The organism is Nocardia sp. CA-119907 (assembly GCF_050955995.1).
Classification (GTDB): Bacteria; Actinomycetota; Actinomycetes; order Mycobacteriales; family Mycobacteriaceae; genus Nocardia.
Genome location: NZ_CP192091.1, coordinates 7,412,755 through 7,436,186, shown reverse-complemented (window position 1 = coordinate 7,436,186; position 23,432 = coordinate 7,412,755). Strand labels below are relative to the sequence as shown.

The following is a 23,432-nucleotide window of genomic DNA, read 5'->3' as shown; positions in this document are numbered from 1 at the left end:
TTACCCCAGCTCTTCGGCGGCCGGGATGAGTAAGGTCCTGCCGGGCCGCAGTCGCATCGGGTCATCGATATCGTTTGCCGCGGCGATGGCGCGCCAGCCGGCCGGATCGCCGTATTCGCGCCAGGCGATCGAGGCGAGGGTATCGCCCGCGATGACGGTGTGCACCGTGTGTGCCGTCAGAGCGCCCGAGGTCGGATTCTGTTTGGGCTGATCGGCGGCGATCTCCTCGATGGTGACCGTCGCGGTGCCGCGAATCGGCAGGCCACCGGCGGTGAACAGGGTGTATTTCACGGCCACCGAACTCACATACGCCGTGAATCCGGTCAGCCCGCCCCAGTGGAAGATCACCCACGGCGGGCTCGACTTCTTCTTGTCGTGGCTCTCATCGGTCGGCACGCAGCAGGCGAACAGCCGCTCGACGGTATCGACCACCTTGGTGTCCTGCTGTGGGCCCGCGTCGAGGAACATTTCGAGGGTGAGTTTGGCGGGGTCGGCGCCCTTGAATTCGGGTACGCCGCTCTTCTTATTGCCCTTCTGCGCATCGCGATTCCACTTGGCGGACTTGGTGACCGACAATTCCTTGGGATTGAACTGGAAGTCGATCTGCCCGCGCCGCGGGCCCGGTTGCAATGAACCCTTTTCCGCCGGCGGGTCGCGCACCTCGAGAAATGCGTGCTGCAATTTCGGTCTGCCGCTACCGGATCGGGGATCACCGGTGCTGCTGGCCGCGAAGGCGATGGGCGCGGGCATGTCAGGCCTTTCCCGGTTCGATGAAGCCGTGGTGGGTGATCTCGATGGTCTCCACGGCGACCTTCGGTGATTCGGCGTTGAGCGAGGGACCGGTCCAGCGGACCGGCATCACGCCGAGCAGACCCCACTGCGCGACCACGGTCCCGTCGGCGGTCATGGCCCGGATCTGTCCCGTCTTCGCGCGCACACCCGTTGCGACACTGCCGAACCAGGCGGCGACCTTCGCGGTATCCGGGGTGACCGGACGGCTCAGTTTGATGGTGGAGAACTTGATTCGGGTCGGCAGCTGCCAGACGTAGCCGTTATTGCCGCCCTCCTCACGCTGTTCCATCACCACTTCGCAGCCGAGGCCCTCACAGCTGTTGAACGCGCCGAGGCTCATATTGTCGATCGTCACGACGAAGCAGACGCTGACCGCGGGGTCGAGATCGGTTGGCATGACGGGGCTCCTCGGGTGTCAGCGGGTTCAGAGGGTGAGGTCGAGAGCCGTGCCCGCGCGCTCCCGGTCGAGGCGCAGTTCGGCCTTGAGCTTGCGGACGATCGGCTCATACAGGCGGCCGACGAGTGCGTCGATATCGGTGGGGGAGGTTCCGGTCGGCGTGGCTGTCTCGTGGGTGGGAGTCGGGCTGGCGGATATGGAACCTGTCGACGCGCTGCTCGGTGGCTCAGCGGTGTGGGGTAGCAGGGACACGGTGGGTTCGGTGGTCTTCGGCGGTTCGCTGGTGGCGTTCTGCGCGGATGTGGCGGCGGCCGGCGGTGGTGCCGACGCCGTTCGGTGCACGGTTCGCTGCAGTTGCATCACGGACCACACCGGCGCTTCCGGGACAGCACTCGGCATCGATCCCGGCGAGAAACTGGGGCGGGTCGCGGGCGGAGCACCGGCGGTAGTAGGTGCGTCGAACGGACCGGACTCGGACGCGGTTGTGGTCGTGCGGCGGGAGAAACCGGTCGAGCTGCCGATCTCGATGATGCGCTGAAGGCCGCGCGCCGTGTGTGACGGGTCCACCGCGCCGGGACGCGGGCGGGACGCGCTGGTGCGCGGTCCCGATGCGGGTGCGTTCGTCGCGGACAGGCGTTGTGCCACGGCCGGAGCGCCGAGGGCGAGACTTGCACTTTCCACCGGCTGCCATACCACTGTGCGCTGCACCATCGTGGGCAGGGCGAGCGTGCCGACTGTTCCGACAACGTGGGGGACGGCGCCCCTAGTTGTGCTCGAGGGTTCGGTGGGTGTGGGCTCCGATGCGGAATGGATCAGTGGACGCGGAGTCGCTGGGGTTGGCGAGTTGGTCTCGAACGTCGGGGAACCGCCGCGGTTTTCGAGGACAGCCGACTCGGTTGCGGTCCGTGGAACCGACGTCCCGGCGTGGGATGCGAGTGGATCTGCCGAATGCGCAACCGGATCCCGAGTCTGGCGTTGCAGGGCGCGCGTCGCTAGTGATGGTGTGACGAAGGACAGTGACGTGGTGGATGTAACCGATTGGGCCGCACTTGATTCAAACCCGAACGCGGTGCCGGATCGCAAGCCTGACGCGAGGTGGGACTCATCCTGAGGTGTAGTCCGGTTGGCGGACTCGGACGCCGTTTCAGCGCTTGGGTCGGGCCGGTTGGCGGACTCCCAAGTGGTTCCATGTCGTGTGGCTGCCGCAGACCAGTCGGCGGACTCCGATCCGGCTTGCGGGCGCGTGGTGATCGTAGGCCATGGGGAGGGCGCGGGGGAGGCTTCAGGCCGCGAGGCGGCGTCGGGAGGTGCAGCGGATGCTGGCATTGGGTGCCCCACCGAAATAGCCGAATCGGTTGCTCCGATGGTCGGCACAGATTGTCCGGACTCGGCTGCCGGCCCGACGATTTCGGAGTGATCGTCGCCAGCATCCGCGCGCTGGATCGTTGTCGACTCGGCGGCAGCCGCGGCATCGGGCATCGTCGGCGGCAGGTCCGGCGTGGTTCGCGCGTCGGCAAATGGTTCGACTGCGCGATGGGTCGAGTCGTGGGTGTCGCCGAGGTGGGTGCGCTGGACAGCGGGCATCTCGGCAGGCGGCAAATATGCTCGGGCAAAATCGCTTTCGCCAGTAGACCGTTGGACGAAGGGATCCGCTGGCGTCGAGTGCGCCGGTCCGTTGGCTTCCGGCAGAGGAGCGCCGAGCCCGAAGCGTCGCGGACGCGGGGCCGACACCGAGGACGAGCGCTGTACCGGCATCGAGATCGAGCGCTGTACCGGCGATGACTCCGGTTTCACCGGCATGCGATCAGGCGGCCGCATGTCGTCGGTCGCGGTGGATATCGCTGGTCCAGCACTGTCCGAACTCGGCGGCAACGACTCGGATGATTCCGAATCATGTTGCGCCACTGAAGTATCAGTGTTCGCTATCGCATAATCCCGCGGCATGGCAATGGCGGCCGGTGACTCCGACGCCGATGGAGCCGGAGGCACAGCGGGAACCGACCGAATCTCCGGTTCGAACATCGGCCCCGCCGATACGAACTCGTTCGAAGGCTGCTCGATGCGGGCGACGGTCAGCGAACCTGCCGAGCCCAGCGGTGCCGTAATTACGCGCTGCACCGGTTCGGGGGCTGCGAATTCGCGCTGCACCGGTTCAGGGGCCGCACGGTCGTGGTCCGAGTGACGCTGCACCGCAACGGGATTGCGATCGAGACCGACCACCAGCCCGGACGGTGCCTCCGGGCTGACCGCATGCACCACCGGTCCCCGAAAGGAGGGATCCTGATGCGATACCAGTCCGTCCGCGAATCGCACCGGGCCGGTGACCAACGGTGGCGCGACAACAACCCGCTGCACTGGCGGCATCGTCCGCCAATCACTGAGCCGCACAGTAGGTTCCGGCAAACGCACCGGCTCGGCGCGCCGCTGGGGCAATAACCGTTCCCACCACCCCATCGCTGATCACCTCCCTCGGATTCGGGTATTGATGCGGTCGATCTCATCGGCGAAGCGGCGCCGGTCCGGATGCTCCAGGTCGAGTATTTCGGCCAGCGGCCAATGGAAGTGGTAGGCGACGTACGAGATCTCCTGGAGCAGCGGGTCGACCCCGTACGTCGCTATTCCCCCACGCGGCTGCCCGCGAGGTCGATGGTGAATTCATGCGCGCACTCCGGACAGGTGACCGCGGCCCTACTGTGTCCCTCGGCATTTATCCGCTGGTACAGATCCTGTAGGAAGGCCAGGTCGGAGGCGAACAGATCCTCGACAATGCCCGCGTGGATATCGGTGAGCGTGCCGAGCCGGGTGATCACCCGCGCGATCAGCACCACCGACAGATATGCGGGATTCTCCCGGACCCGATCGTCGCGCAGCGGCACCAGTTCATCGCGCGCGGTGGCCAATCGCATGGTGCCCGTGCGGTGCACAGTCCCCGACGGATCCAGATAGCCGCGGGGCAGGACGAACGGGAATTCGGTGCGCATTACCGGCTCCGGCGCGGACTCGGCCCGCGCGTCCACCGCCACCGCGCCGAGCCGCTCGACCCCACTGTGCACGCGCCGCATTACTCGACCTCGAGGTTCTCGTAGGTAATGACCAATTTCTCGGTGAGCACGCTGGTATCGCCCGCCTTCAGCGAACCGATCTCGAGCGACTTCGGCCAGGCATTGGTCAGCTTGTAGCGTTTCAGGGCCTGACCCTCGTAGTCGTAGACGATGATGGCCCCGCCCTTGCGCGCGGCGCCCATTTTGCCGAATCGCGAATCCTTGACCCACTTTTCGAAGCTGTTGTCACCGGTGAGACCGCGCGTCAGGGTGACCTCACCGGCCTTGTACCGGCCGGGCAGCTTCTTGATGACGAACTTGCCGTCGGCGGTGTTCTGCTTGAGTTCGATGACGTCCTGTTCGAGTTTGAGGCCCGACACTTCCGAAATCTGTTTGATCACAACACCATCGATCTCCAATCCGAAGGAATGGCCGACCGACGTGTCGAGGTCTGGGAGCGCCATGGTGTCCTACTTTCTGTGGGTGGTCATTCGTTGACGAGGCTGGTGCCGCCGGAGATCTGCGCCAGGCGGAAGACGACGAATTCGGCGGGTTTGACCGGGGCGATGCCGATTTCGCAGACCACCTGGCCCACATCGATCGCCTCGGCCGGATTGGTTTCGCGGTCGCATTTGACGTAGAACGCCTCGTCGGGGGTGAGACCGAACAGCGCACCCTTACGCCATTCGTTCACCAGGAAGGCGCTGATGGTGCGCCGGATGCGCGCCCACAGCGCATCGTCATTGGGTTCGAATACCACCCACTGGGTGCCGTTCAGAATGGATTCCTCCATATAGTTGAACAGCCGCCGAACATTCAGGTACCGCCAGGCCGGATCCGAGGACAGCGTGCGCGCACCCCAAACCCGGATTCCGCGACCAGGGAAGGTGCGAATGCAGTTGATGCCCAATGGATTCAGCAGATCGTGTTCGGGCTTGGTGAGCTGTACACCGAGGGTCAGTGCGCCGCGGACGACCTCATTGGCAGGGGCCTTGTGCACACCCCTCGATTCGTCATTGCGCGCCCAGATCCCGGCGATATGGCCGCTGGGCGGAACGAAGCGACCGGTGCCCGCCGACGGATCGAAGACCTTGACCCATGGGTAGTACAGTGCGGCGTATTTCGAGTCGTACCCCGCCTTTTCGACGCGCCACTCCTTGACTTGCTGCGGACCGAGCGCGGGCGGCGGATCCAGGATCGCCACCCGATCACCCATCAGCTCACAGTGCGCGATCATGGCGAGCTGCACGGCCTGCACCGACTCGAGATCGATCGCGCCCTGCTCGTAGGCGCTCATGAGATCGGGCACCGCGACCATCGTCACCTCATCGATCGCCTCCAGCCCGGAGAAGCCGGTCCGATCGTCGACATCACCGACATAGTCCTCGGCGCAGACTCGATCCGGCGTTGGCTTGGGCGGCGGTGGCACCGCGAGGGTCACGCTGCCGAAATCCGGACGGGCGAGCGCGCCACCGGAACTCAGTTCTTCGATGGTGATGAGCTTCGACTGTGCGCGCACGGCCGTCACCACATTGTCCTTACCGCGTTTGGTGGTGACCGGCCCGATGGTTTCCTCGATCTTCGTGCCGTACTTGACCAGGATCGTGAACTGATCCTCCGGCGCGCCATCACCCGCCGCCGCGACCTCGACGGTGATATCGGGCTTCACATCGCCGGGATCCAGGGCCGCGACCCGATACCCGCCGACTACCGCCTGGCGCACCCCGACGGGAAAGTCCTTGTTTACCTTGCCATTTCCGTTGCCGTCCACGCCGACCCGGATCACATAGCAGGCGCCACCCCCATTGGCGAAGAACCCGTACACCGCGTGCGCCAGATAGCTCCCATCGACGAAATCGCCGAACTGCTGACTGAACTGGCTCCAGTTGGTGATGAACGTCGGCGCGTTGAACGGCCCGCGCTCGGCGAAGCCGACGAAGGCCGCCACCGCCGTACCGACACCCTCGATCGGTCGCGACCCGGCCTCCACCTCCTCGACATACACGCCAGGCGACAGATAGGTGGGCATTGGGCCTCCTCGCTTCGGGGTCAACTATTCCCACCTAGCGTCGTACGACTGCCGCTTCCGCAGTACGCCTGTGCGGCGAGCCGATGGGGAACGGCGGATTGCCCGATCGGGCAGTCAGATGCGGAGGCTCGAAGCAGAGCGATGTGCGATGGTTTCGAACGTCTTCAGCGTCGGAGACGGTGTAGGTGTCGTCGCTGTTGTGGTCAGATCTGTCGTCTGCTCCGAAGGCGGCCCAGGGCCAGTTATCGGGGTATCGGGAGGGTCGTCGCTGTCCGGCAACCGGGGATTCGCCCTGGGTAGGTCCCTCAGTGTCTAACCTGGTTTGTGTTTCTGGTCTAATCGCCACGGATTCGGCTTTGCTCGCGTGCCTGGGCGCGTTCGCGCTCGCGCTGCTGGTGTATCGACCGGTTCCGGTCGGCTTCGGCGCGTGCTCGCGCTTGCTCGGCGTCGATCATCGGGGGCGTGGTGTTGCTATTGAGTCCGAGGATCCCCATCATCTGGTGTGATAGCCCATTTTCTATTGCAAGTGCTCGCGCGTTGTCGCGTTCCTGCTTCGCTAGCGTCCGAGCGTTCTCACGTTCTTGCTCTGGAGTTCGCTGCGGCACGGGAGGCGGTTGCCCCTTCTCCCGGTTGTCTTCTCTGGTACGCGCCTGCTCCGGGGGCGCAAACTCTCGCGCTACCCGTACGGCGGCTTCACGTTCAACCCGAGCGCGTTCCTCGCGCGCTTTCTCCTCGCGCGCCTTGCGCGTCCGCACGATTTCACGGATGTTCTCCAGACGCTTTCGAGCACGGTCGGCACGTACCAGCTCGTGCGCTCTGATCAATTCGAGTTGTTTGGACATCAACGATCGGCCGAGCTGCATAGCACGAAGCGCGTCGGCCCTCGATATCACCTGGTGGTGGAACTGGCCCGGGAAATCCCGGGCCAGCGCCTGCATATCCTCGCGTACTTTATCCGGCAGCTTCTCACCTTCCACCGTTTCCCATCGGCTATGCGTGAGCTGACCGGATTCGAGTCCAGCGCGTTCTACTCGTAGTTGTTCGCGCGCTTCCCGTTCGTTGACCCGTCCCGATTTGCGTTCCACGCCGCGCGTTCCCCGACCATCGGTACGGGCTGAATCGAGTCTGCGAGTGTCGCGGCCGATGTTGATTTCGAATTGCCGCACCCACCCGCGTTCGGGGGTTTCGCCTTGCTCGCGAGCCCGGCCGAGTTCGAAATATAAACCGCGTTCGTATCTCGATAATCCTCGACGTATGTCGTCGTACTCGTCGGGCACGGCGAATTACCCCCCTGGTCACACTTTTACACTGCTCTGCGGGCGTTCGAAATGCTGTAGTTGATCATTCCGGGTCCGTCACTGTCGAACAACCAACTCTTCGTCAGGGAAATCAGGTCACTACCGCTACCATTGGAGTACTGCACCCCCGGACCGAAATCGGTGTAGAGCGGAGCGCCCGACTCGGGATAGTTGGTCCATGTAGCATCGCTGTGCCGTCGTATATGGCATTCGCCGAGAAATCGGATGAATTGATCAGCGTTATCATGGTTCTCTCGGGCGATGAATCCGTTCCAATCGCCGAACAGTTGTGCCGCTGCTTCGATGATGCGGGTCAACAGCGGTGGTTTCCACCATTCGCCATCCGGGATCCCGGGGAGTGTTTCGGTGAGAAATTTCCGTACCTGCGATTCCATCTGTTCGGACGCAACCCAATCCAAGAACGCTTGGGTTTTGTCATCGAATTCGATATCGAAACCGATCTGTTCGTCACTTCCCACGCCGATACCTCCGTATGGTCGTCGCTGCCCGTTCTGTGTCAGTGTCTCATCGCATGGTTCCTCGATATCGCGAACGCTGGTCAGCTGGATCGTGATTGCGTCGGCCTTGTCGAGTTCGGCGTATGCGTCGGAGATCCAGCCGTCGTCGCCCACCCGGCACAGCGAACCGTCCGCAGCCTGGTAGAGCGGGTCGCTATCGGTCGGAGCAACAGCGAGTTTCTGACGAGTCTCTTCGTGGAAGGCGGCGAGAAGCGCCCGCACGGACGGCGCGATCTCCTGCGAACCACTGCCGCGTCCAGATAGCTTCTGAGGTAACTGAGATCCGTCGAGCGCAGTCATAAGGCGGTGCCGCGGGGCGTGTCGTGCCGCGTTTCGACTGCGCTCGGCGAGTGAGCCGGACCTGATAGCGCGGCAACCGATCTGGACGGGGCACTAGACGGAACGAGATCGGGCAACATCATCACGCTCCCAACGGATTTGGGTGATCGCCTGTACTGAGCAGCGCAGTCCAGTAGTCATTGCGCAGGACATTCCACAGGTCTTCGTGCTGCGGAAGCATCTCCCGTGCGTCGGCCAAATCCGGATACGCGTCGAACATGATCGTTCCGGGTTGCGCTCCGTAGAGCGGCGTCTTCGACGGCACGCGGTAAGCCGTGAAGTGCTCAGCAGGGAACTGCACGCGAAGGACTTGTGGCATACGGGCTGCCAACTGCCACACGGCGATCTTGCGGCCGCCTTCGGTTTGCGTGGTCCGCAACCCATCTCGGCGCATCACGCCTCCCCATTTGTGTGCCCGTGCCGGGGGACTCGACACCCCGGCACCGGGACGATTCGGGCTCTGTTGCCCACTTACGGACGGCATCTGCGAACTGCTCAACCGTTTCCACTGGTAGACCGGAGTACACAACTAGCGGGCCGACGAACGGAATCCGTTGCGGTAATGCCTGATGCTCGTTGGCTATGCCCGGCGTCATGCTCACCAGCGTCGCCCTCGGCGTATTGGATTGATGCGCGAATGCGTCCACAGCTGTTCACATCCGCTCGGGCCGACGCGCGGCGGACACATTGCGCTTAAGCTGGCGTTATGGAGAACGGCGCGATCGTCGGGGCACGACTTCGCCAGGTACGGGAGGCGGCCGGGCTGTCGCTGTCCCAACTTGCTAGCCGTGTTCCTTGGGGTAAGACGACGCTCGCCTACTACGAAACCGGTGAACGCACCGCGACGGCGGACGTTATTTCGTGCTACGAACGAGTATGCGCACCATTTGCCGATGCCGTGACCGCCGTGGAAATGCTGGGGCGTGCAGACGTGGATAGGCGCAGCTTCCTCCGAAAAGCCGCCTACAGCGCTGCGCTATCCGCTACCGGTCTCGTCGCTCAGTCCGACATCGCCCGGTTGATCCGAGTAGACGACACGCGCCTGGTCGGGATGCCGGAAATCCTTGCAGTGCAATCGATCACAGATGCTTTTATCAAGCTGGACGAAGCTCGTGGAGGGGGTGTCGGCCGGACTGCGGTTGCCGAACTCCTGTCCACCGACATTGCTGCCATGCTGCGGGCGCGGTACCCCGACGAAAAGACGCGGATGCACGCGTTTTCAGCCGCCGCTGAGCTGGCCTACCTGGCCGGATTCAAGGCGCACGACTCAGGCGATGACGGCGTGGCGCAACGGTACTTCCTCGGCGCGCTGAGGCTGGCCGAAGAGTCGAAGATGCCTGGACAAGACGCGTTCGTCTTCCGCATTCTTGCCCTGCAAGGCACCGACATTCGGCAACAGAAGTTCAGCATCGACCTTGCCACGGAATCCGAACGCCGCGCAGCCGGGAAGATCGGCCCAGACGCAATGGCACTGTTCACAGTCGCCGTTGCGCGCTGTCATGCCGAATCAGGCAACAAGCCAGAAGCTCTGGCCGCCCTGCGTCGGGCCGATTCTTACATCAACGCAGCGATGACCAGCGAGCAACCGCGATGGATTTCGCTGTGGTGCCCGAACAAAGCGACCGTGGTCGACCAGTCGGCCAAGTCCCTGCTAGCGGTCGGAGAGCTTGCCGCCGCCGAGCAGTACTACCAGCTTGCTACCACTATCTGGTCACCCGATACGCACGCGCGGGTATACGCGCTGACCGCAGCCGAAACAGGGCTGATCCGGTGGAGGATGGGCGACCACACAGGAGCGGTCTCGATGTGGTCACCATCGGTAGAGATCTTGTCGGCGGTGAATTCGGCACGAGCCACGAAGGTATTGGCCAAGATGCGCCGGACGGCACCGCAGGCATTCACCGCCGCAGGAGAGTTGCAGAAGGTCTAAGTAGGCCCCAGTTTCCGATGCTGGGGTCGGTCACCGAGATCCGCAGCGATCCAGCCTATCCCAGTCGGCGGGCCCGGAACCGTCGAGGCTGGCGGTGACGACAATCTTGTCGATATCGCCGGGGCACCGCACCCGGGACAATGCGAATGGCGTCCGGGGGTAGCGCGTCCACGCCAGGCGCGGTCGGCTGGTTGTAGAACACAAAATCACTGTCGGAGCGAACTTTCCCGGCGGACGTGAGCGGCAGCGCCGCCACATCCACCCACCACCACCGCAACCCGAACCTCGCCCGCGGAAATCGGCGCATTCGCACCCTTGACCAACTCCATGACAGCCCTCCCTCGCTACCGTCCCACCGTATCGGCTGGTGGCTATCCGAGCATGACCGGTGATCGGTTGTCCTGGCAGCGCAATGTCCGTCCGCGTAGCTTATCGAGTGCCCATCGTGCAATCAGCGATCGCGGGATTCTGTCTTGCCGCTGGAGTCGGCCGCGGAATCCGAGTCGTCAACGGATTTGGCCAGGAACTCGATGACATCGAGCAATTGCCGCAATGCGGCGCCTTCGATGGTCGAATCCGATGGCTGCGGCGTTCCTTTGCGCTGATTGGCCTGGTGGTCGTAGTCGCGAGCTTCCTTGGTGAACTTGACGCGATTTGCGAGAGGTCCGTCGAAACTCTGTCGGATCGCTGCCGCGACGGCCTGTGGATTCTTTACGCGCGGGTGGCCATCGGCCAATTGCTTGAGTTTGTTCAGCACCGTGTTGTCCGCGGTCTTCCGCTCGGCGGTCTTGTAATCGGACGCGCCCTTGTACAGCATGATCGTGGTCATCCGTCCATAGAGCTGTTTGTCGTCGCGAGACTTGCGCTTCACCACACCGTGGAAATTGTCGAGGAATACCATCAACCATCCGCGCGGGATCACATGCTCGCTCATCAGCCGATCCTCTTTCGCCCGTGTATCAGCGCCCCGGTAGCCCCGCGTTCCCTGGTCGCGGTGTCTGCCGACCTCGCCGACCACTCCCTTCGTCCCATCGTCGGCATAACCCTCTGTGGGCGGCTCGCCTTGATACCCGATGCGCGCCCATACCTGCTGGACGATCAGCGCGAATTCCGCTATCGCGTCCCGCTTTCGCGCCTCGTCGATGTCCTTCGAGTTGACCAGCGCCTCCACTTTGGCCGCTTTTCCGATGATGTCCAGCGCCTCTTGCGCAACGTCACGCTTTCCCTTCTTACGGGCTTCCTTTGCGGCGTTGTGCTGGTGCGGGGCGACGTAATCCTTCTTGCTGGCAATTGTCAGTGTGAACTTCGCGCCCGGCGTCGGCGACTCGGCCTTCACGGTGTGCGCGGTCCCATCCACCGAGAACGATCCCTTGAACACACGGGTGATCGCGGCCTTGCCCTTGGCGTAGGCGGCCTTGCCCTTCTCCTTCAGCCCGGTGGCGAACTTTCCTGCCTTCGAATTCTTCAGCTTGGTCAGGAACTTCTTGCCGTACTTCACCGCGACGCCGATCAGCTTGTCGACCACCCGGCCGACCGGCTTCTGCACCGTCTCCAGGATCTTCTTGATCTTGTCGGCGATGCCGCCGAGGCCGAGCAGGCTGGCCAGGCCGCTGATGAGCATGGGGACGGTCTTGGATAGGGTGCCTTCGATCAAGGCGGCTACCTTGCCGACGCCGCCGGAGGCGATGGATTCGACCGAATCCAGTACCGAGTCGACGAATTCTTTAAGGCGCTCGGCGTTGTCGACGAACCACATGACCGCGTCGTAGATCATCTTGCAGGCCTTGATGAAGGCGGCCGCCGGGTTGAGCAGCGAGATCAGCCAGGTGATGCCGGCGGTGATCACCTTGGTGATCACGAACTCCCGAATCTGGCCCATGACTTGCTCTTTGAGGTCGGTGATCTTCTGTGCGATCCACTTCCACAGTCCCGGAATGCCTTCGGTGACGATCGCCTTGACGAAATCGACGGCGCCCTCGATCTTCTGCATGGCGGGTTCGCCGACGACCTTCACGATGCGTGCGCGAATCGAGTTCCAGGTGAGGCCGAGCAAGGAAAGTAGCAGCGTAATAATGCCTTTGAGGTCGAACTTGGCCGGGATCTCGATGCCGGCTTCGGCGAGTGCGCCGAACAGCCAGCCCTGTAGGCCCTTCTTCAGGTGCGTCCCGATATTCGACATGAAGTTGGTGATGCCCGCCTTGACCGCGTTCACGAAGTTGCCGAGGAAGACGATCGGATCCTTGATGATCTTCTCGACCGCGCCCGCCGCCCGTGCCAGCACCCCGAGCAGCATGTCCTTCAGCTTCTTGATGGTCTCGATCGCGCCGCCGACCGCATCGATGGTTTTGCCGACCAGTCCCTTGTTCTCGTCCTGGAGTTTCTTGATCTCCTCGTCGATTCCGTCGCGAGCCTCGGCGTAGCGGGTTGCCAGGTCGTCCACCAGCGACTGCTGTTTCTCATCGACGGATTTCTCCAATTCGTCGAACTGCGAACCGATTTCGCCGACCGCTCGGCCGGCGAGTTTCTGCAGATTCGTCGGCTGCTCGGCGACGAACTTCTGGACCTGGGTGCGCCCCTGCGCGATCCGATCCTTGGCCCGGCCGAGTTCGGTGCCGACAGTGTCGGCGATATCGGCGATGACCGCCGACATCCTGGTCTCGTAGAGCTTCTTGGATTCCAGGAAGAGGTTGTTCGCCTCCGCGGGCATATCCAGGAGCAGATCCTTCACCCACAGGGTCGGTCCGAGCGGACCCGCGTAGCGGCGCAGCTTGTACTGCCACATCCGCTCCTTGTGATCGGCGGTGAACGCCTCCTTGGCCTGTCGTTCGCCGTCCTCGAACTTCTTGGCCACCAAGCCGTCCAAGTCGGCGAGAATCTTCTCGACCTCGGTCTTGGTGGCGGCGAAGATCTTCTTGATCTCGCCGGTGATGCGCGCGCGTTCGGCTTCGTCGTTGGCCTTGGTGGCATCCTTGCCCGCCCCTGCGGCGTGCAGCGTGGCGGCCTTGGCCGAACCCATCGCGGCCAGCCCGCTTTTCGCGCTCGCACCCGCCTGATCCTTGGCCGCGGCGAGGGTCGCGGCTTCCTGCTGCCGGAATTGCGCGGGTGCGGTGGCGTCGTGGGCCCGCAACTCTTGTTTGGCGGCGAGTGCGCCGGTGAACTCGGGCTCATTGGATTTGGCGAGTTGTTCGTCGGTGACCCCGGCCTCGGCCATTTTCGCATCGGTTTCGCAGCTGCCCGCGCCGAGCCGGACCTGTTCGGCGGGTGCGGGTTTCGGTGCTGCCGCCGCGGGATCGGGTGCGACGGGCTGGCGGGCCGGCGGCGCGGCGGGCATCGGTGTGACCGGCTTGTCCTTGGCGACGGAGGTATCCGGTGTCGCCTTGGTGGTGTCGGCGACATTCTTCGCCGAGGCTTCCTTGCCCGCGCCGACCTTGCCGAGCACCTCGTTCTTGACCTGGTCGGCCTTGCCCGAGGTCGCGAATTTATCGGCCTCGTCCAGGTTCTTGGGCGCCTTGGCCGCGATGGCGGCCTTGACCGCGGCGATGAATCCGGCCTTGTCGAAACCGGCGGGTTTCGCCGCCGCCATGGTGGCGGTGTGTGCGGCCTGGGCCTGTGCCTCCTTATCGTCGGCGGGCGCTGTCGCGGCATCTTGGGCCGCCTTGACCTCCTTGGCCGGGGCCGGATGTGCCTTAGCCGCAGCAGATTCCGCCGCGATGTGATCGGTCGCCGCGGCGAATTTCGGATCCTGTCGCGGTGTCGTCGGTGTCGGAGCGACCGTGGGCGGAAGATATGCCGACGCGCCTTCGCCCGCGCTGAGCCGCTGGGCGAACAGGGCGGCGACGGCGCCGTTGCCTGCGGTGGCCTGCAGCCGCTGCATCGCGTTCGCGGTGCCGACGGTCCGCACCGGAGTCGCCGGATTATGCGGGGGACGAGGCGGTTTCGGCTTGCGGGCGGGCTCGGGCATGATCTGACTCCGATCGAATCACCGGCCTACGCCGACTCCTCTTCCTCGTCACTTTCGGCGCGCTGGACATACGTCTGCGCCGTCGGTTCCTCGTCCTCCTGTTCGGCGGGCGCTTCGGTTCGCTGGACCTGCGCGGATCCATCGGCACAGCGCTGCACCGCAGGCGCTGCCGATGGCGCGGACATGACCCGGTCGGCATTGGCGACGGCCTCGCGTTCGAATCGGTCCGACGGATCGCTGACCTTCACGCCGCCGCCGGCGTCGGTGCCGTCGACCGGCCCGCTGCGCTGCTGCACCACATGGGTGAGTTCATGGGCGAGGGTGTGCCGTCCGGCGACCGAGGACGGATCGTACGTGTCGCGCTGGAAGACGATATTGGATCCCACCGTGTAGGCATGGGCATTCACGGATTTGGCCGACTGATGCGCGCGGTCGTCGGTGTGCACCCGCACATCACCGAAGTCCTGACCGAATCGGGACTCCATATCAGCGCGCACCTCGGGTTCGAGCGGGGCGCCGCCGCCGGATCCGATGACACCGTGCACCGGCGACTGTTCTTCGAACAACGTTGTGGTACCGGCATTCCCGGCAGTGCGCTGCAATCCGAGCAGTCCGCTCGGTGATACCGCCTCCAGGCGTCCCGACAGCGCCGCGCGCAATTGCGCCGCGGTCGGGTCCTCGACGCGGCTCGACTTGGGGCGAACCGTTTCCTCGGCGGTCTCATGGTCGTGTGCGCGCATGATTCCTCACTTCACGTGTCGATCTTTGTCGGCTGTGTTGTCCGTCGCGGCGTCGTTCCTGGATTGCGGTAGTACGCAGACGTGGTCGTCTTTCACCGCTTCCCGCCACACATAGCCCGAGATGCAGGTATCCGGACCGTAGGTGTGATCAGTGCTGCTGACCCGCGACGGCGCTCGACTGTTCTCGGTCTTGGTGCGGTCCGCGATCGTCTGGGTGACACAGACGTGGTCGCCAGGGGTGGCGAGCCGGAAGACGAAGCCCGTCTTGCACGCCGGCCCCTGTGAGACGGTCACGGTGATCACGGTGTCCTTGGCGACCTCGGTCTTGGCGGCGGGGTCGGTCGATATCACGGTGCCATCGGAGATCTTGGCGTCGGGCTGTTCGATCACCTTGGTCTTCAGCCCTGCCGCGGTCAATGTGGACAGCGCGTCCGCCTGCGGCTTCTTGGTCACATCGGGGACCGGGATGGGCGGGGGACCGGTCGAAACGCTGACCTTGACCGAGGATCCCTTGTCCGCCTTGGATTTCGCGGCGGGATCGGTGGCGATCACCTTGCCCGACGCAACGGTGGCGTTGGACTGTTCGGCGAATTCGGCGGTCAAACCCGCGGCCTGGATCTTCTCGGTCGCTTCGGCTTTCGACTTTCCGACCACATCGGGTACCTCGACCTGTTCCTTACCGCCGCCGGTGTCCCCCGTCCCGCCTTTACCACCGGTGGTGGGAGCCGTGGTCGGTGCGGGACCTGTCGACACAGCGAGAGCCACCTCGGTACCGCTCTCCTTTTTCTGCCCGGCAGCCGGATTGCTGGAGATCACCACGCCCTTTGCGATGGCCGGATTCATCACGTCGTATGGCCGGGGCTCGAATTGCGCCGCTTTCAGGGCGGCCTCGGCATCGGCCAGCTTCAACCCCTCCACATTCGGCACCTCGATCAGGCATCCGCCGTCGCACGGCCCGATCGATACGAACAACTGGACCGGCTCACCGTGCGGCAACTCATAGCCCGCAACTGGTTTCGATTCGATCACCTGTCCCAGCGGCACACTCGGATCGGTCCGCTGCACAATGACCGGTCGATAGCCCGCATTCTGCAGAGTCTGCTCGGCGGCGAGCTGGATCATGCCGGTGGTGCCCGGCACCGTGTCCTTGGGCGGCTCGGGCAGTATTGCGATCAGGGCAAATGTCAGGGCGATCAGTACGGCCGCTGCGGTCGGCACCCACCACGGGAAGATCGGAACCTGATTCCGCACACCGTTGAGCCCGATCGGGGGAGCGCCGTCGGCGGGGCTCACCTGTGCGGTGAAGGCGTGGGATTCGGTGCGGCCGAACCATTTCCGCGATCCGCCGACGAGCACCGGCGTCTCGGCGCTCGCACCCGGTGGCAGGGTGGCGATGGACTGGGGCGGTTGGAAGGTGAGTGCACCGGCGCGATCGGCGAGCACCACCTGCACACCCAGCGGCACATTGCCGAGATTCGTGGTCACCACGGTGTGCCGCGCGGGTTTGCGCCCGCGACTGGTTTCCGGTTGCAGCGCCGCCTTCAACTCGGTGAACGAACCGACGCTCACCGTGCCGGAGGCCTTGTCCTCGACCCTGGCGTTCACCCGGGACCGCGCGCCGAGGACGAACGGCGCCCGCCCGGCCTCGACTCCGGCATCTCGCGGCGGTGCGAACCGGAGCACGGCGGTGACCTTGGCGTCCGGATATACGCTGAGCACAGCGGGTTCCAGATGCGCGAACGGTCGCAGCGGACCGGCGACACCCAGTTCGAATTCCTCCACCCGCGTGCCGGTGTTGTGCACGGTGACTGTGCTGACCACGGCCGCGCCCGGATCGACACTCAACTCGGTCGGCTCCATGGTGACCCGCACTCCGAACCGCTGCGGGCTCGACGGCGTCGCCGGACCGCTCGGTTGTGCGGGCGGTCCGGGCAAGACCCCGGCTGTCTGCGTGCCGACCCGCGTTCGGTTCGGCGGCTTGTTCGCCGCCGGATCCGAGAACGCCGTTGTCGCCCAGCCGAGGTACGCGCGGCACTGCGGATTCACGCAGAATTCGGCATTCTCGGAGTTGGGCTGTCCGCAGTTCGAACACTCGCGCACGGCCTATCTCCTTCCGTCACGTGAGTCGAGTATGCGTGGGGCCGCAGCCGCGAACAGTTGACCGGCGTGACGGCGAAAGGGCAGCCAATGCTGCCCTTTCGGGCAATCGGCACTAGCGCAGCGCTTGGTGGTACTCGCCGAATTCCGTTGCGAGAGTGAGTCTTCCGAGCTTGCGATACTCCCGGTGCACACCGGCGACGAGGTCGGCGGTGCGCAGTTCCCGTCCGGCGTCCGCGGCCAGATAGGCGGCGGTGACGACCGCGGAGCGGATATTGCCACCGGACAATTCGAAACCGCGGGCGCAGAAATCCAGGTCCAGATCGACGGCCCGGGGAATCCGGGTGCCGATGCATCGCTCCCACAGGCTGCGTCGCGCGCTCTCATCGGGCAGCGTGTAGTTCACCACGACATCCAGCCGCCGGGTGAACGCGTCGTCCAGATTCGCCCGCAGATTCGTCGCGAGAATGGCGAGTCCGTCGAAGGATTCCATGCGCTGCAGCAGATAGGCGCTTTCGATGTTCGCGTAGCGGTCGTGGGAATCGCGGACCTCGGTGCGCCGGCCGAACAGGGCGTCCGCCTCGTCGAACAGCAGCACCGCGTTCACACCCGCCGCCGCGACGAAGATGCGCTCCAGGTTCTTCTCGGTCTCACCGATGTATTTGTCGACGACCGTCGCGAGATTCACGGTGTAGAGGTCGAGTCCGAGATCGGCGGCGATCACCTCCGCCGACATCGTCTTGCCGGTGCCGGAGTCGCCCGCGAACAGCGCGGTGACACCCCGGCCGCGCCCGCCGCCCGGTCGCATCCGCCACTCGTCGAGTACGAGTGCGCGCTGCCGGGCGCGCAAGGCCACCTCGCGCAGTTGGTCGAGTACCGGCCCGGGCAGCACCAGATCCGGCCAGCCGACGCCCGGCTCGATCCGGCGGGCCAGCCGCTCGAGGCCGGCTCCGTTCTGCGCGCGGGCGCCGCGGCGCAGATCCGCCGCCGTGACCGGCCGCCCGGACAGTTCGGCATACGCCGCGGCCGCCGCGGCGGCCCGCGCGACCTGTTCGGGGGTGAGTACGAATTGCATGGTCGCGGCCGCCGGGTCGAGTTCGTCGGGCAGCCGGTCATCGAGGGTGCTGCGCCACATTCGGGTGCGGTCCTCGGCATCGGGCGGCTCGATATCGAAGGTCAGCGGCTGACGGATCACCCATTCCGGATCCCACACCGCCGCGCCCACCAATACGACGCAGGTCGGCGCCTCTGCGATCGCCCGGATGAGTTCGGGTCGTTCGGCGAGGACATCCATACCGGCCGCGATCAGCACCGCTCCGGTCAGTCTGGCCTCCAGGACCGCCGCGGACAGCAGCTCCGAATGTTCGGCGACCCGGTGCAGATCGATGATCAGCGCGGCGCGGCCATGGTGTCGCGCGGCGGCGACAGCGGCGGCGACACCGCCCCCACCGGGACGTTCCCGCAGATAGAGCAGCGGTGCCCGGGTGCGCAGGGCCGGGACCAGGCGCGAATCCGCGGTATCGGGGCACGGCGGCGGTGCTGCGATCGCTCGGCGCAGTTCGGGTTCCGGTGTGTCGTCGCCGAGGAGGTAACCGACCACCCGGTCCGGTACACGCAACGTCCGCGACAGCAGTGGCCGGTCCGTGTCGTCGACCACGACCAGACCTCCGTGCACCAGCGCCCCGGTCGCGGCGAATCTGGCGCGCCCTTCGGCCGCGCCGGCGGGTACACCGCAGAGCGAAAGGGCAAGGCCCACAGTCGCTCTGCGCCGAGTCACGTCATCGTTGAGATAGCCGTACAGCCATTCGAATCTGGCATCCACATCGGGAGCGAGCGCGACGAGCAGGATTTCGATATCGAGGGCATCGAGCCCGAACGCGTCCACCACCTGCGCGAGCCGGACGTCCTCGCCCTCGGCGCGGGCCGCCGCGGCCGCGGTCTCGGCGTCGGCGATTCGCTGTGATTCCGGTTGATCCGGTCCGACCGGCTCGTATTGGGTCCGCAGCAGGCGCTCGACCGCGTCATCGGAGAGATACAGACCGCGAAACGGGTCGTCCGGCTGCGGGTCGCCGATGCGACGCTGTGCCACCGCGCGGCGCACCCTGGCCTCGACAATTCCCAAGCGGGCGAGCAGATATCGCAGACCCGACGCGGTCACCGCGGCACCGCCCCTCGGGCGCGGCGTGGCGAATCCACGGTCGCGCCGTCGCGGTCCTGCATGCCGACGGTGACGCCGTCGGTGGCGGGCGGCGCGGCGGGCAGCCGTCGGCCGCCGTCCGCGGGCGCGGTGACGACCAGATCCAGTGAGGGCTTCAACTCCCCGCCGAGTGCCGACCAGACGTCGGCGAAGGAGCGATCCTCCGGCGGTGGCAATGCGATATTCAATGCCACCGGCAATCCGATATCGGCCAGTGTCCCGGTCAGCGAGTCGGCGGGAATCCGGTCGTGGCGCAGGAAGCACCACAGCAGCGCCGAGAGCAGTCGGTGCTCATCCTCGGGGCGCTGGGTCCACGCCGTGATCAGATAGGAGAGTTTGAAATACCGGGGACCCTGATGCCGGTTCACCACGACGCCGTGATCGTCGTACTCGTTGATCAGGCCGCGCTGTCGCCGCCGCAGATCCTCGCGGATGTCATAGAGAAACATATTGACCGTCGGCGAATTGCGCCGTGCGGCCCAGTCTTTGGTCGGTGCGTCGAATAACACATCGACCTCGTTGCGATCGACGGCGTCAGCTCCGATCAGCGTCCGCAGCGCCTCGTCCACCTCGACGAACACCGTGCCACCAGCCCTTAGATCAGGCCCTGGCGCAGCGCGTAGGCCACGGCATGGGACCGGTTGCGCAACTGCAGGCGGCTGGTTATGTCGTGCAGCGCGTTCTTGATCGTGCGCTGCGAGTAGCACAGCTTGGCGGCGATCTCTGCCGTGTCATCGCCCTCGGCGACCAGGCGCAGAATCTCGATCTCCCGGTGCGATAAACCGGTCAGGCTGAGCCCGCGCGGGTGCAGCACCTGGCGCTGCAACCGGCCGACCTGATCGAGCAACCGGCCGAGCAGATCGGGTGGCACCGTGCCTTCGCCGCGCGCCGCGGCACATGCCGCACGGGCCAGGCGCTCGGCCGATGCGTCCTGTCTGCGTACCAGTCCGGCGATCCCGGCTTCCACCGCCGCCGCCAACCCCTTTTCATCGAAATCGGACGCCACCAGTACCGGACGGCAGCTGCCGCGTTGCAATCGGCGCAGCGTCTGCAGGGTGGACTCGTCCACCGTATCCGCGACAACCAGTGCGACCACGGCCCGTGCCGGATCGTCGGCGACGAGTACCTCCGTCCGCGTCCGCAATTGGGCAATGAGACCGGCACGCGAGATCGGATCGCCCGCGTCGACGTAGACAGCGGTTCTGTCCATCGGAGCACACCTCTCGAAATGACTGGGCTTCGAGCGCTCTCGATGCCTGGAACTCGAGCATCCGCGGACTTCTAACCGTGCACTCATCAAGAACTAAACGTGCAGGTCGTTGCCCGTTCGGGCACGGTATTCGAGGGCATCGGCGCAGGTCGGGGGCGGTGGGATCGGCCGCGCTGGCAGTCGTGGCCGTCGCATGGCGTCGGATCGGGCAGGTGCGGCACCACGGACGCGCGGTCACTCTGATGTCCATTCCGCATTCGATAGCGCTGGGGACACCTGGATGAGACCGATTCGACACCACCGCGAGCCGCATCGCCGATCGGCATGGCTCCTCGTTGTGGCGACCACGACGGTCGTGGTCGCCATGATGGCGGCTGCGGGTCTGCTTTCCGGGAATCGGATCGGGTACGCCGGTGCCGCACCGGTCGGCACCACACCGCCCAGCGCGCCTCCGGTCACCGTGGTACCGGAAACCACTGTGCCACTGGTTGTTCCGTCGTCTGCCGGTACGACCACGCGGGCCGAGCCGTCGACCGAGGAATCCACCGGACCGACGACCACAACGCCGACCGACACGACCACCGCGCCGTCGAGAACGACGGTAGCCGCCACAACGACACCGTCGTCGCAGAGTTCGTCCACTACCGCGACCGGCACAGAGCAGACGACTGCGGCCAAGACGTGCGCCAGCACAACCGGACCGCCGACGACGACAGGTCAACCATGCGAAACCAAAGCATCGGCGTGCCCGACCACGACGACGCCGAGCGCCACCACCTCCGCCACCCCGTGTGTGGACGGCCAATCGACCGGTGCCTCCTCGACGACGTCCACTGTGGTGACCACGACGGAGTCGGTTTCGACCACCACCACCACTGACCGCCCGGTGGTGATAGAGGCCATCAACCCGCAGATTCCGCCACCGCCGCCCAACCAGCCCGCACCCGAACGCACGGTCCCGGATGACCTGTCCCAATCGTCACCGTGCGCGGTGATCACCGGCCCGATGGCCAAGGGCCAGTACACGGTTTCGTCGCCGTTCGGCCAGCGCGGCGGTGAATTCCACCGCGGCATCGATCTCGCCGCGTCGGAAGGCACCCCGATCTACGCGGCGCTCGACGGAAAGGTGGTGGCGGCCGGTCCGGCGACCGGATTCGGCAACTGGATCGTCATCGATTCGACGACATCCACCGGTCAGGTCTCGACCGTCTACGGTCACATGTACGACAGCGGTCTGCACGTCCATACGGGCGACGTCGTCAAGGCGGGGCAACACATCGCCGATGTCGGCAGCAACGGCCAATCCTCTGGCGCCCATCTGCATTTCGAGCTGTGGCAGGGTCTGCGGCTGGGTAGCGGTAAGGCGGTCGATCCCGCGCCGATGCTCGAGCAAGCCGCCCCCGCGGCATCGCAGTCGGCGCTGAAGATCGCACACGCGATCGCCGACTGCGCCGTGCGTCCCGGTGCGGGCCTCGCCCCGGGCAAGGTCCCGCAGGAATTCGTGCCGTGGCTGCTCAAAGGTGCCGCCGAATGCCCCAATAGCGGCATTACCGCGCCGCTGCTGGCCGCACAGCTCGAGGCGGAGAACAACTTCCACTACGGTGCGAGCGCCCCGGTATCGTCCACCGGTGCCAGGGGCCCCGCCCAGTTCATGCCAGCCACCTGGGAGACCTGGAAGGTCGACGCCGATAACAATGGCGTCGCCGACATCAACAGCATCGCCGATGCCGTTGTGGCACAGGCCCATTTCATGTGCAGGAACTGGCAGGACACCGCGGCCGGGGTGAACAGCGGCGCGCTGCACGGCGATGCGGTCGACCTCGCGCTGGCCGCGTACAACGCGGGTTTCGGCGCGGTCCAAGCCGCGGGCGGCATGCCGTCCGGCGGTGATTACACCACCCAGACCCGCCCGTACGTGCGCACCATCAGGGAACTCGAACGCCAATTCGCCTCGACCGACTTCAACTCGATGGCCACTGCGGAACAGCAGACCGACCGAGTGGCCAAGGCTGCGCAGGCGGCCAAGCAGTATCTCGGCACCGCGTACGCCTGGGGCGGCGGAAATACCAAGGGCCCCACCCACGGTGGTTTCGACGCGCCCGGGCTGGCGAGCTGCGTGACCTATGTCGCGACCAGCGGCGGCACCACGCTGCCGCGCACCGTCCAGCAGCAGTGGGCCCAGGGGCATGAAATCGCCGTCGACCAGGCCAAGGCGGGCGATCTCGTCTTCAGCGATTGGAATTCGGACGGAACACCGCGCCATGTCGGCATCGCGATCGGCGGCGGACGGATGGTGCACGCGTCGAGCACCGACGGCACGGTTGTCGAGGCCCCCATCGGCGCGGATGCCAAGGTACGGAGCGTCTCATGAGTATCCGCCGAATCCTGTTCGCCCTGCTGATCGCGGCCCTCGGTGTCGCGGCGATCAGCGGATGCGGTGCGACGGTGCCCGGCCTGGCGCTCCCGGCCCCGCTCGGCGCCGCCGATACCGCCGACCCGAATGCGGTACTACGCGACGGCTTTTCGACAATGTTCGGCTGGCGGCCGCAGACCGACAGCTCACCCGATGACGCCTACGCCCGCGCCCGTCCATACCTCACCGACCAGCTCGGCGCCCGTGCCCGCGACACCACCTCGGGCGGGTCCAAGACGCAGTGGAAGGCATGGGCCGACGCCAAGGCGAAGGTCAAGATCACCGTGCAGATCACGACCGACGAACATCCGCCGGATCAATCCGCCCGCATCGATCGCGTGCTGCTGATCGGCCAGGCGATTACCGACGCCGCGGGGAAATCCATCGAGAGCATCGAAATCACGGTCTGGGCAACAGTAGTGCGGACCGAACAAGGCTGGCGCATCCATGAGATGCGCTTCTGAGGAGGC

The 23,432-nt window shown here is 65.3% G+C and carries 21 protein-coding genes; 4 read left to right on the top strand and 17 right to left on the bottom strand.

Annotated features, from left to right (window positions below; all coding sequences use genetic code 11):
• From ACQP2D_RS33325 to ACQP2D_RS33290, 8 genes are all read right to left on the bottom strand, one after another.
• Nucleotides 1-750, bottom strand: a complete 750-nt coding sequence (locus tag ACQP2D_RS33325; RefSeq protein ID WP_433679894.1) for a LysM peptidoglycan-binding domain-containing protein — start codon at nucleotides 748-750, stop codon at nucleotides 1-3.
• 1 nt (nucleotide 751) lies between these two features.
• Nucleotides 752-1,189, bottom strand: a complete 438-nt coding sequence (locus ACQP2D_RS33320) for a phage tail protein (RefSeq protein WP_433679893.1) — start codon at nucleotides 1,187-1,189, stop codon at nucleotides 752-754.
• 27 nt (nucleotides 1,190-1,216) lie between these two features.
• Entirely contained in the window at nucleotides 1,217-1,870 is a 654-nt protein-coding gene (locus ACQP2D_RS33315; RefSeq protein WP_433679892.1) for a hypothetical protein, read from the bottom strand.
• 1,779 nt (nucleotides 1,871-3,649) lie between these two features.
• Nucleotides 3,650-3,808 carry a DUF6760 family protein gene (locus tag ACQP2D_RS33310; protein ID WP_433685843.1) on the bottom strand — a complete coding sequence of 53 codons (159 nt, stop codon included), beginning with the start codon at nucleotides 3,806-3,808 and terminating at the stop codon, nucleotides 3,650-3,652.
• Entirely contained in the window at nucleotides 3,805-4,251 is a 447-nt protein-coding gene (locus tag ACQP2D_RS33305; protein WP_433679891.1) for a hypothetical protein, read from the bottom strand. Before ACQP2D_RS33305 ends, ACQP2D_RS33310 begins: the two co-directional genes overlap by 4 nt.
• Nucleotides 4,251-4,694 carry a phage tail protein gene (locus tag ACQP2D_RS33300; RefSeq protein WP_433679890.1) on the bottom strand — a complete coding sequence of 148 codons (444 nt, stop codon included), beginning with the start codon at nucleotides 4,692-4,694 and terminating at the stop codon, nucleotides 4,251-4,253. Before ACQP2D_RS33300 ends, ACQP2D_RS33305 begins: the two co-directional genes overlap by 1 nt.
• A gap of 23 nt (nucleotides 4,695-4,717) precedes the next feature.
• Nucleotides 4,718-6,259, bottom strand: coding sequence for a phage tail sheath family protein (locus tag ACQP2D_RS33295; RefSeq protein ID WP_433679889.1), 1,542 nt, complete (start codon nucleotides 6,257-6,259; stop codon nucleotides 4,718-4,720).
• 335 nt (nucleotides 6,260-6,594) lie between these two features.
• A complete protein-coding gene (locus ACQP2D_RS33290; RefSeq protein WP_433679888.1) occupies nucleotides 6,595-7,536 on the bottom strand; it encodes a hypothetical protein in 942 nt (313 codons plus the stop codon).
• Between the two features lie 224 nt (nucleotides 7,537-7,760).
• On the opposite strand from ACQP2D_RS33290, the gene ACQP2D_RS33285 reads away from it, so the two are divergent.
• A complete protein-coding gene (locus ACQP2D_RS33285; RefSeq protein WP_433679887.1) occupies nucleotides 7,761-8,339 on the top strand; it encodes a hypothetical protein in 579 nt (192 codons plus the stop codon).
• A 157-nt stretch (nucleotides 8,340-8,496) separates the two neighbouring features.
• Here the strand turns inward: ACQP2D_RS33285 and ACQP2D_RS33280 are convergent, their stop codons facing one another.
• On the bottom strand, nucleotides 8,497-8,808 hold the full coding sequence (locus ACQP2D_RS33280) for a hypothetical protein (RefSeq protein ID WP_433679886.1): 312 nt from the start codon (nucleotides 8,806-8,808) through the stop codon (nucleotides 8,497-8,499).
• A gap of 312 nt (nucleotides 8,809-9,120) precedes the next feature.
• On the opposite strand from ACQP2D_RS33280, the gene ACQP2D_RS33275 reads away from it, so the two are divergent.
• Nucleotides 9,121-10,344 carry a helix-turn-helix domain-containing protein gene (locus ACQP2D_RS33275; RefSeq protein WP_433679884.1) on the top strand — a complete coding sequence of 408 codons (1,224 nt, stop codon included), beginning with the start codon at nucleotides 9,121-9,123 and terminating at the stop codon, nucleotides 10,342-10,344.
• Nucleotides 10,345-10,795: 451 nt separating this feature from the next.
• Here ACQP2D_RS33275 and ACQP2D_RS33270 read toward each other — a convergent pair whose 3' ends face one another.
• The 8 genes from ACQP2D_RS33270 to ACQP2D_RS33235 all read right to left on the bottom strand — a co-directional run bounded on the left by ACQP2D_RS33270 (nucleotide 10,796) and on the right by ACQP2D_RS33235 (nucleotide 21,395).
• The gene (locus ACQP2D_RS33270) at nucleotides 10,796-14,305 is read right to left on the bottom strand and encodes a phage tail protein (RefSeq protein WP_433679882.1); all 3,510 of its coding nucleotides are present in this window, start codon (nucleotides 14,303-14,305) and stop codon (nucleotides 10,796-10,798) included.
• 26 nt (nucleotides 14,306-14,331) lie between these two features.
• Nucleotides 14,332-15,045, bottom strand: a complete 714-nt coding sequence (locus ACQP2D_RS33265; RefSeq protein ID WP_433679880.1) for an eCIS core domain-containing protein — start codon at nucleotides 15,043-15,045, stop codon at nucleotides 14,332-14,334.
• Between the two features lie 6 nt (nucleotides 15,046-15,051).
• Nucleotides 15,052-17,145 carry a PASTA domain-containing protein gene (locus ACQP2D_RS33260; RefSeq protein WP_433679879.1) on the bottom strand — a complete coding sequence of 698 codons (2,094 nt, stop codon included), beginning with the start codon at nucleotides 17,143-17,145 and terminating at the stop codon, nucleotides 15,052-15,054.
• A 112-nt stretch (nucleotides 17,146-17,257) separates the two neighbouring features.
• The gene (locus ACQP2D_RS33255; RefSeq protein ID WP_433679877.1) at nucleotides 17,258-19,300 is read right to left on the bottom strand and encodes an ATP-binding protein; all 2,043 of its coding nucleotides are present in this window, start codon (nucleotides 19,298-19,300) and stop codon (nucleotides 17,258-17,260) included.
• Nucleotides 19,297-19,920, bottom strand: coding sequence for a DUF4255 domain-containing protein (locus tag ACQP2D_RS33250; RefSeq protein ID WP_433679875.1), 624 nt, complete (start codon nucleotides 19,918-19,920; stop codon nucleotides 19,297-19,299). Before ACQP2D_RS33250 ends, ACQP2D_RS33255 begins: the two co-directional genes overlap by 4 nt.
• Before the next feature lie 14 nt (nucleotides 19,921-19,934).
• Nucleotides 19,935-20,549 carry a helix-turn-helix transcriptional regulator gene (locus tag ACQP2D_RS33245; protein WP_433679874.1) on the bottom strand — a complete coding sequence of 205 codons (615 nt, stop codon included), beginning with the start codon at nucleotides 20,547-20,549 and terminating at the stop codon, nucleotides 19,935-19,937.
• A gap of 234 nt (nucleotides 20,550-20,783) precedes the next feature.
• On the bottom strand, nucleotides 20,784-21,242 hold the full coding sequence (locus tag ACQP2D_RS33240; RefSeq protein ID WP_433679873.1) for a hypothetical protein: 459 nt from the start codon (nucleotides 21,240-21,242) through the stop codon (nucleotides 20,784-20,786).
• 24 nt (nucleotides 21,243-21,266) lie between these two features.
• Entirely contained in the window at nucleotides 21,267-21,395 is a 129-nt protein-coding gene (locus ACQP2D_RS33235; protein ID WP_433679871.1) for a hypothetical protein, read from the bottom strand.
• On the opposite strand from ACQP2D_RS33235, the gene ACQP2D_RS33230 reads away from it, so the two are divergent.
• On the top strand, nucleotides 21,388-22,920 hold the full coding sequence (locus ACQP2D_RS33230) for a peptidoglycan DD-metalloendopeptidase family protein (RefSeq protein WP_433679870.1): 1,533 nt from the start codon (nucleotides 21,388-21,390) through the stop codon (nucleotides 22,918-22,920). The genes ACQP2D_RS33235 and ACQP2D_RS33230 overlap by 8 nt on opposite strands.
• Complete coding sequence (locus ACQP2D_RS33225; protein ID WP_433679869.1) at nucleotides 22,917-23,426, top strand: hypothetical protein; 510 nt, start codon at nucleotides 22,917-22,919, stop codon at nucleotides 23,424-23,426. The genes ACQP2D_RS33230 and ACQP2D_RS33225 overlap by 4 nt, the downstream gene beginning before the upstream one ends.
• Nucleotides 23,427-23,432 lie beyond the last annotated feature (6 nt).

Bases quoted from the DNA above. Each gene is read 5' to 3' on its own strand.
- ACQP2D_RS33275 (WP_433679884.1), top strand. From the start codon at position 9,121: ATGGAGAACGGCGCGATCGTCGGGGCACGACTTCGCCAGGTACGGGAG.
- ACQP2D_RS33245 (WP_433679874.1), bottom strand. From the start codon at position 20,549: ATGGACAGAACCGCTGTCTACGTCGACGCGGGCGATCCGATCTCGCGT.
- ACQP2D_RS33300 (WP_433679890.1), bottom strand. From the start codon at position 4,694: ATGGCGCTCCCAGACCTCGACACGTCGGTCGGCCATTCCTTCGGATTG.
- ACQP2D_RS33270 (WP_433679882.1), bottom strand. From the start codon at position 14,305: ATGCCCGAGCCCGCCCGCAAGCCGAAACCGCCTCGTCCCCCGCATAAT.
- ACQP2D_RS33285 (WP_433679887.1), top strand. From the start codon at position 7,761: ATGGCATTCGCCGAGAAATCGGATGAATTGATCAGCGTTATCATGGTT.
- ACQP2D_RS33295 (WP_433679889.1), bottom strand. From the start codon at position 6,259: ATGCCCACCTATCTGTCGCCTGGCGTGTATGTCGAGGAGGTGGAGGCC.
- ACQP2D_RS33325 (WP_433679894.1), bottom strand. From the start codon at position 750: ATGCCCGCGCCCATCGCCTTCGCGGCCAGCAGCACCGGTGATCCCCGA.
- ACQP2D_RS33320 (WP_433679893.1), bottom strand. From the start codon at position 1,189: ATGCCAACCGATCTCGACCCCGCGGTCAGCGTCTGCTTCGTCGTGACG.
- ACQP2D_RS33280 (WP_433679886.1), bottom strand. From the start codon at position 8,808: ATGCGCCGAGATGGGTTGCGGACCACGCAAACCGAAGGCGGCCGCAAG.
- ACQP2D_RS33305 (WP_433679891.1), bottom strand. From the start codon at position 4,251: ATGCGGCGCGTGCACAGTGGGGTCGAGCGGCTCGGCGCGGTGGCGGTG.
- ACQP2D_RS33265 (WP_433679880.1), bottom strand. From the start codon at position 15,045: ATGCGCGCACACGACCATGAGACCGCCGAGGAAACGGTTCGCCCCAAG.
- ACQP2D_RS33225 (WP_433679869.1), top strand. From the start codon at position 22,917: ATGAGTATCCGCCGAATCCTGTTCGCCCTGCTGATCGCGGCCCTCGGT.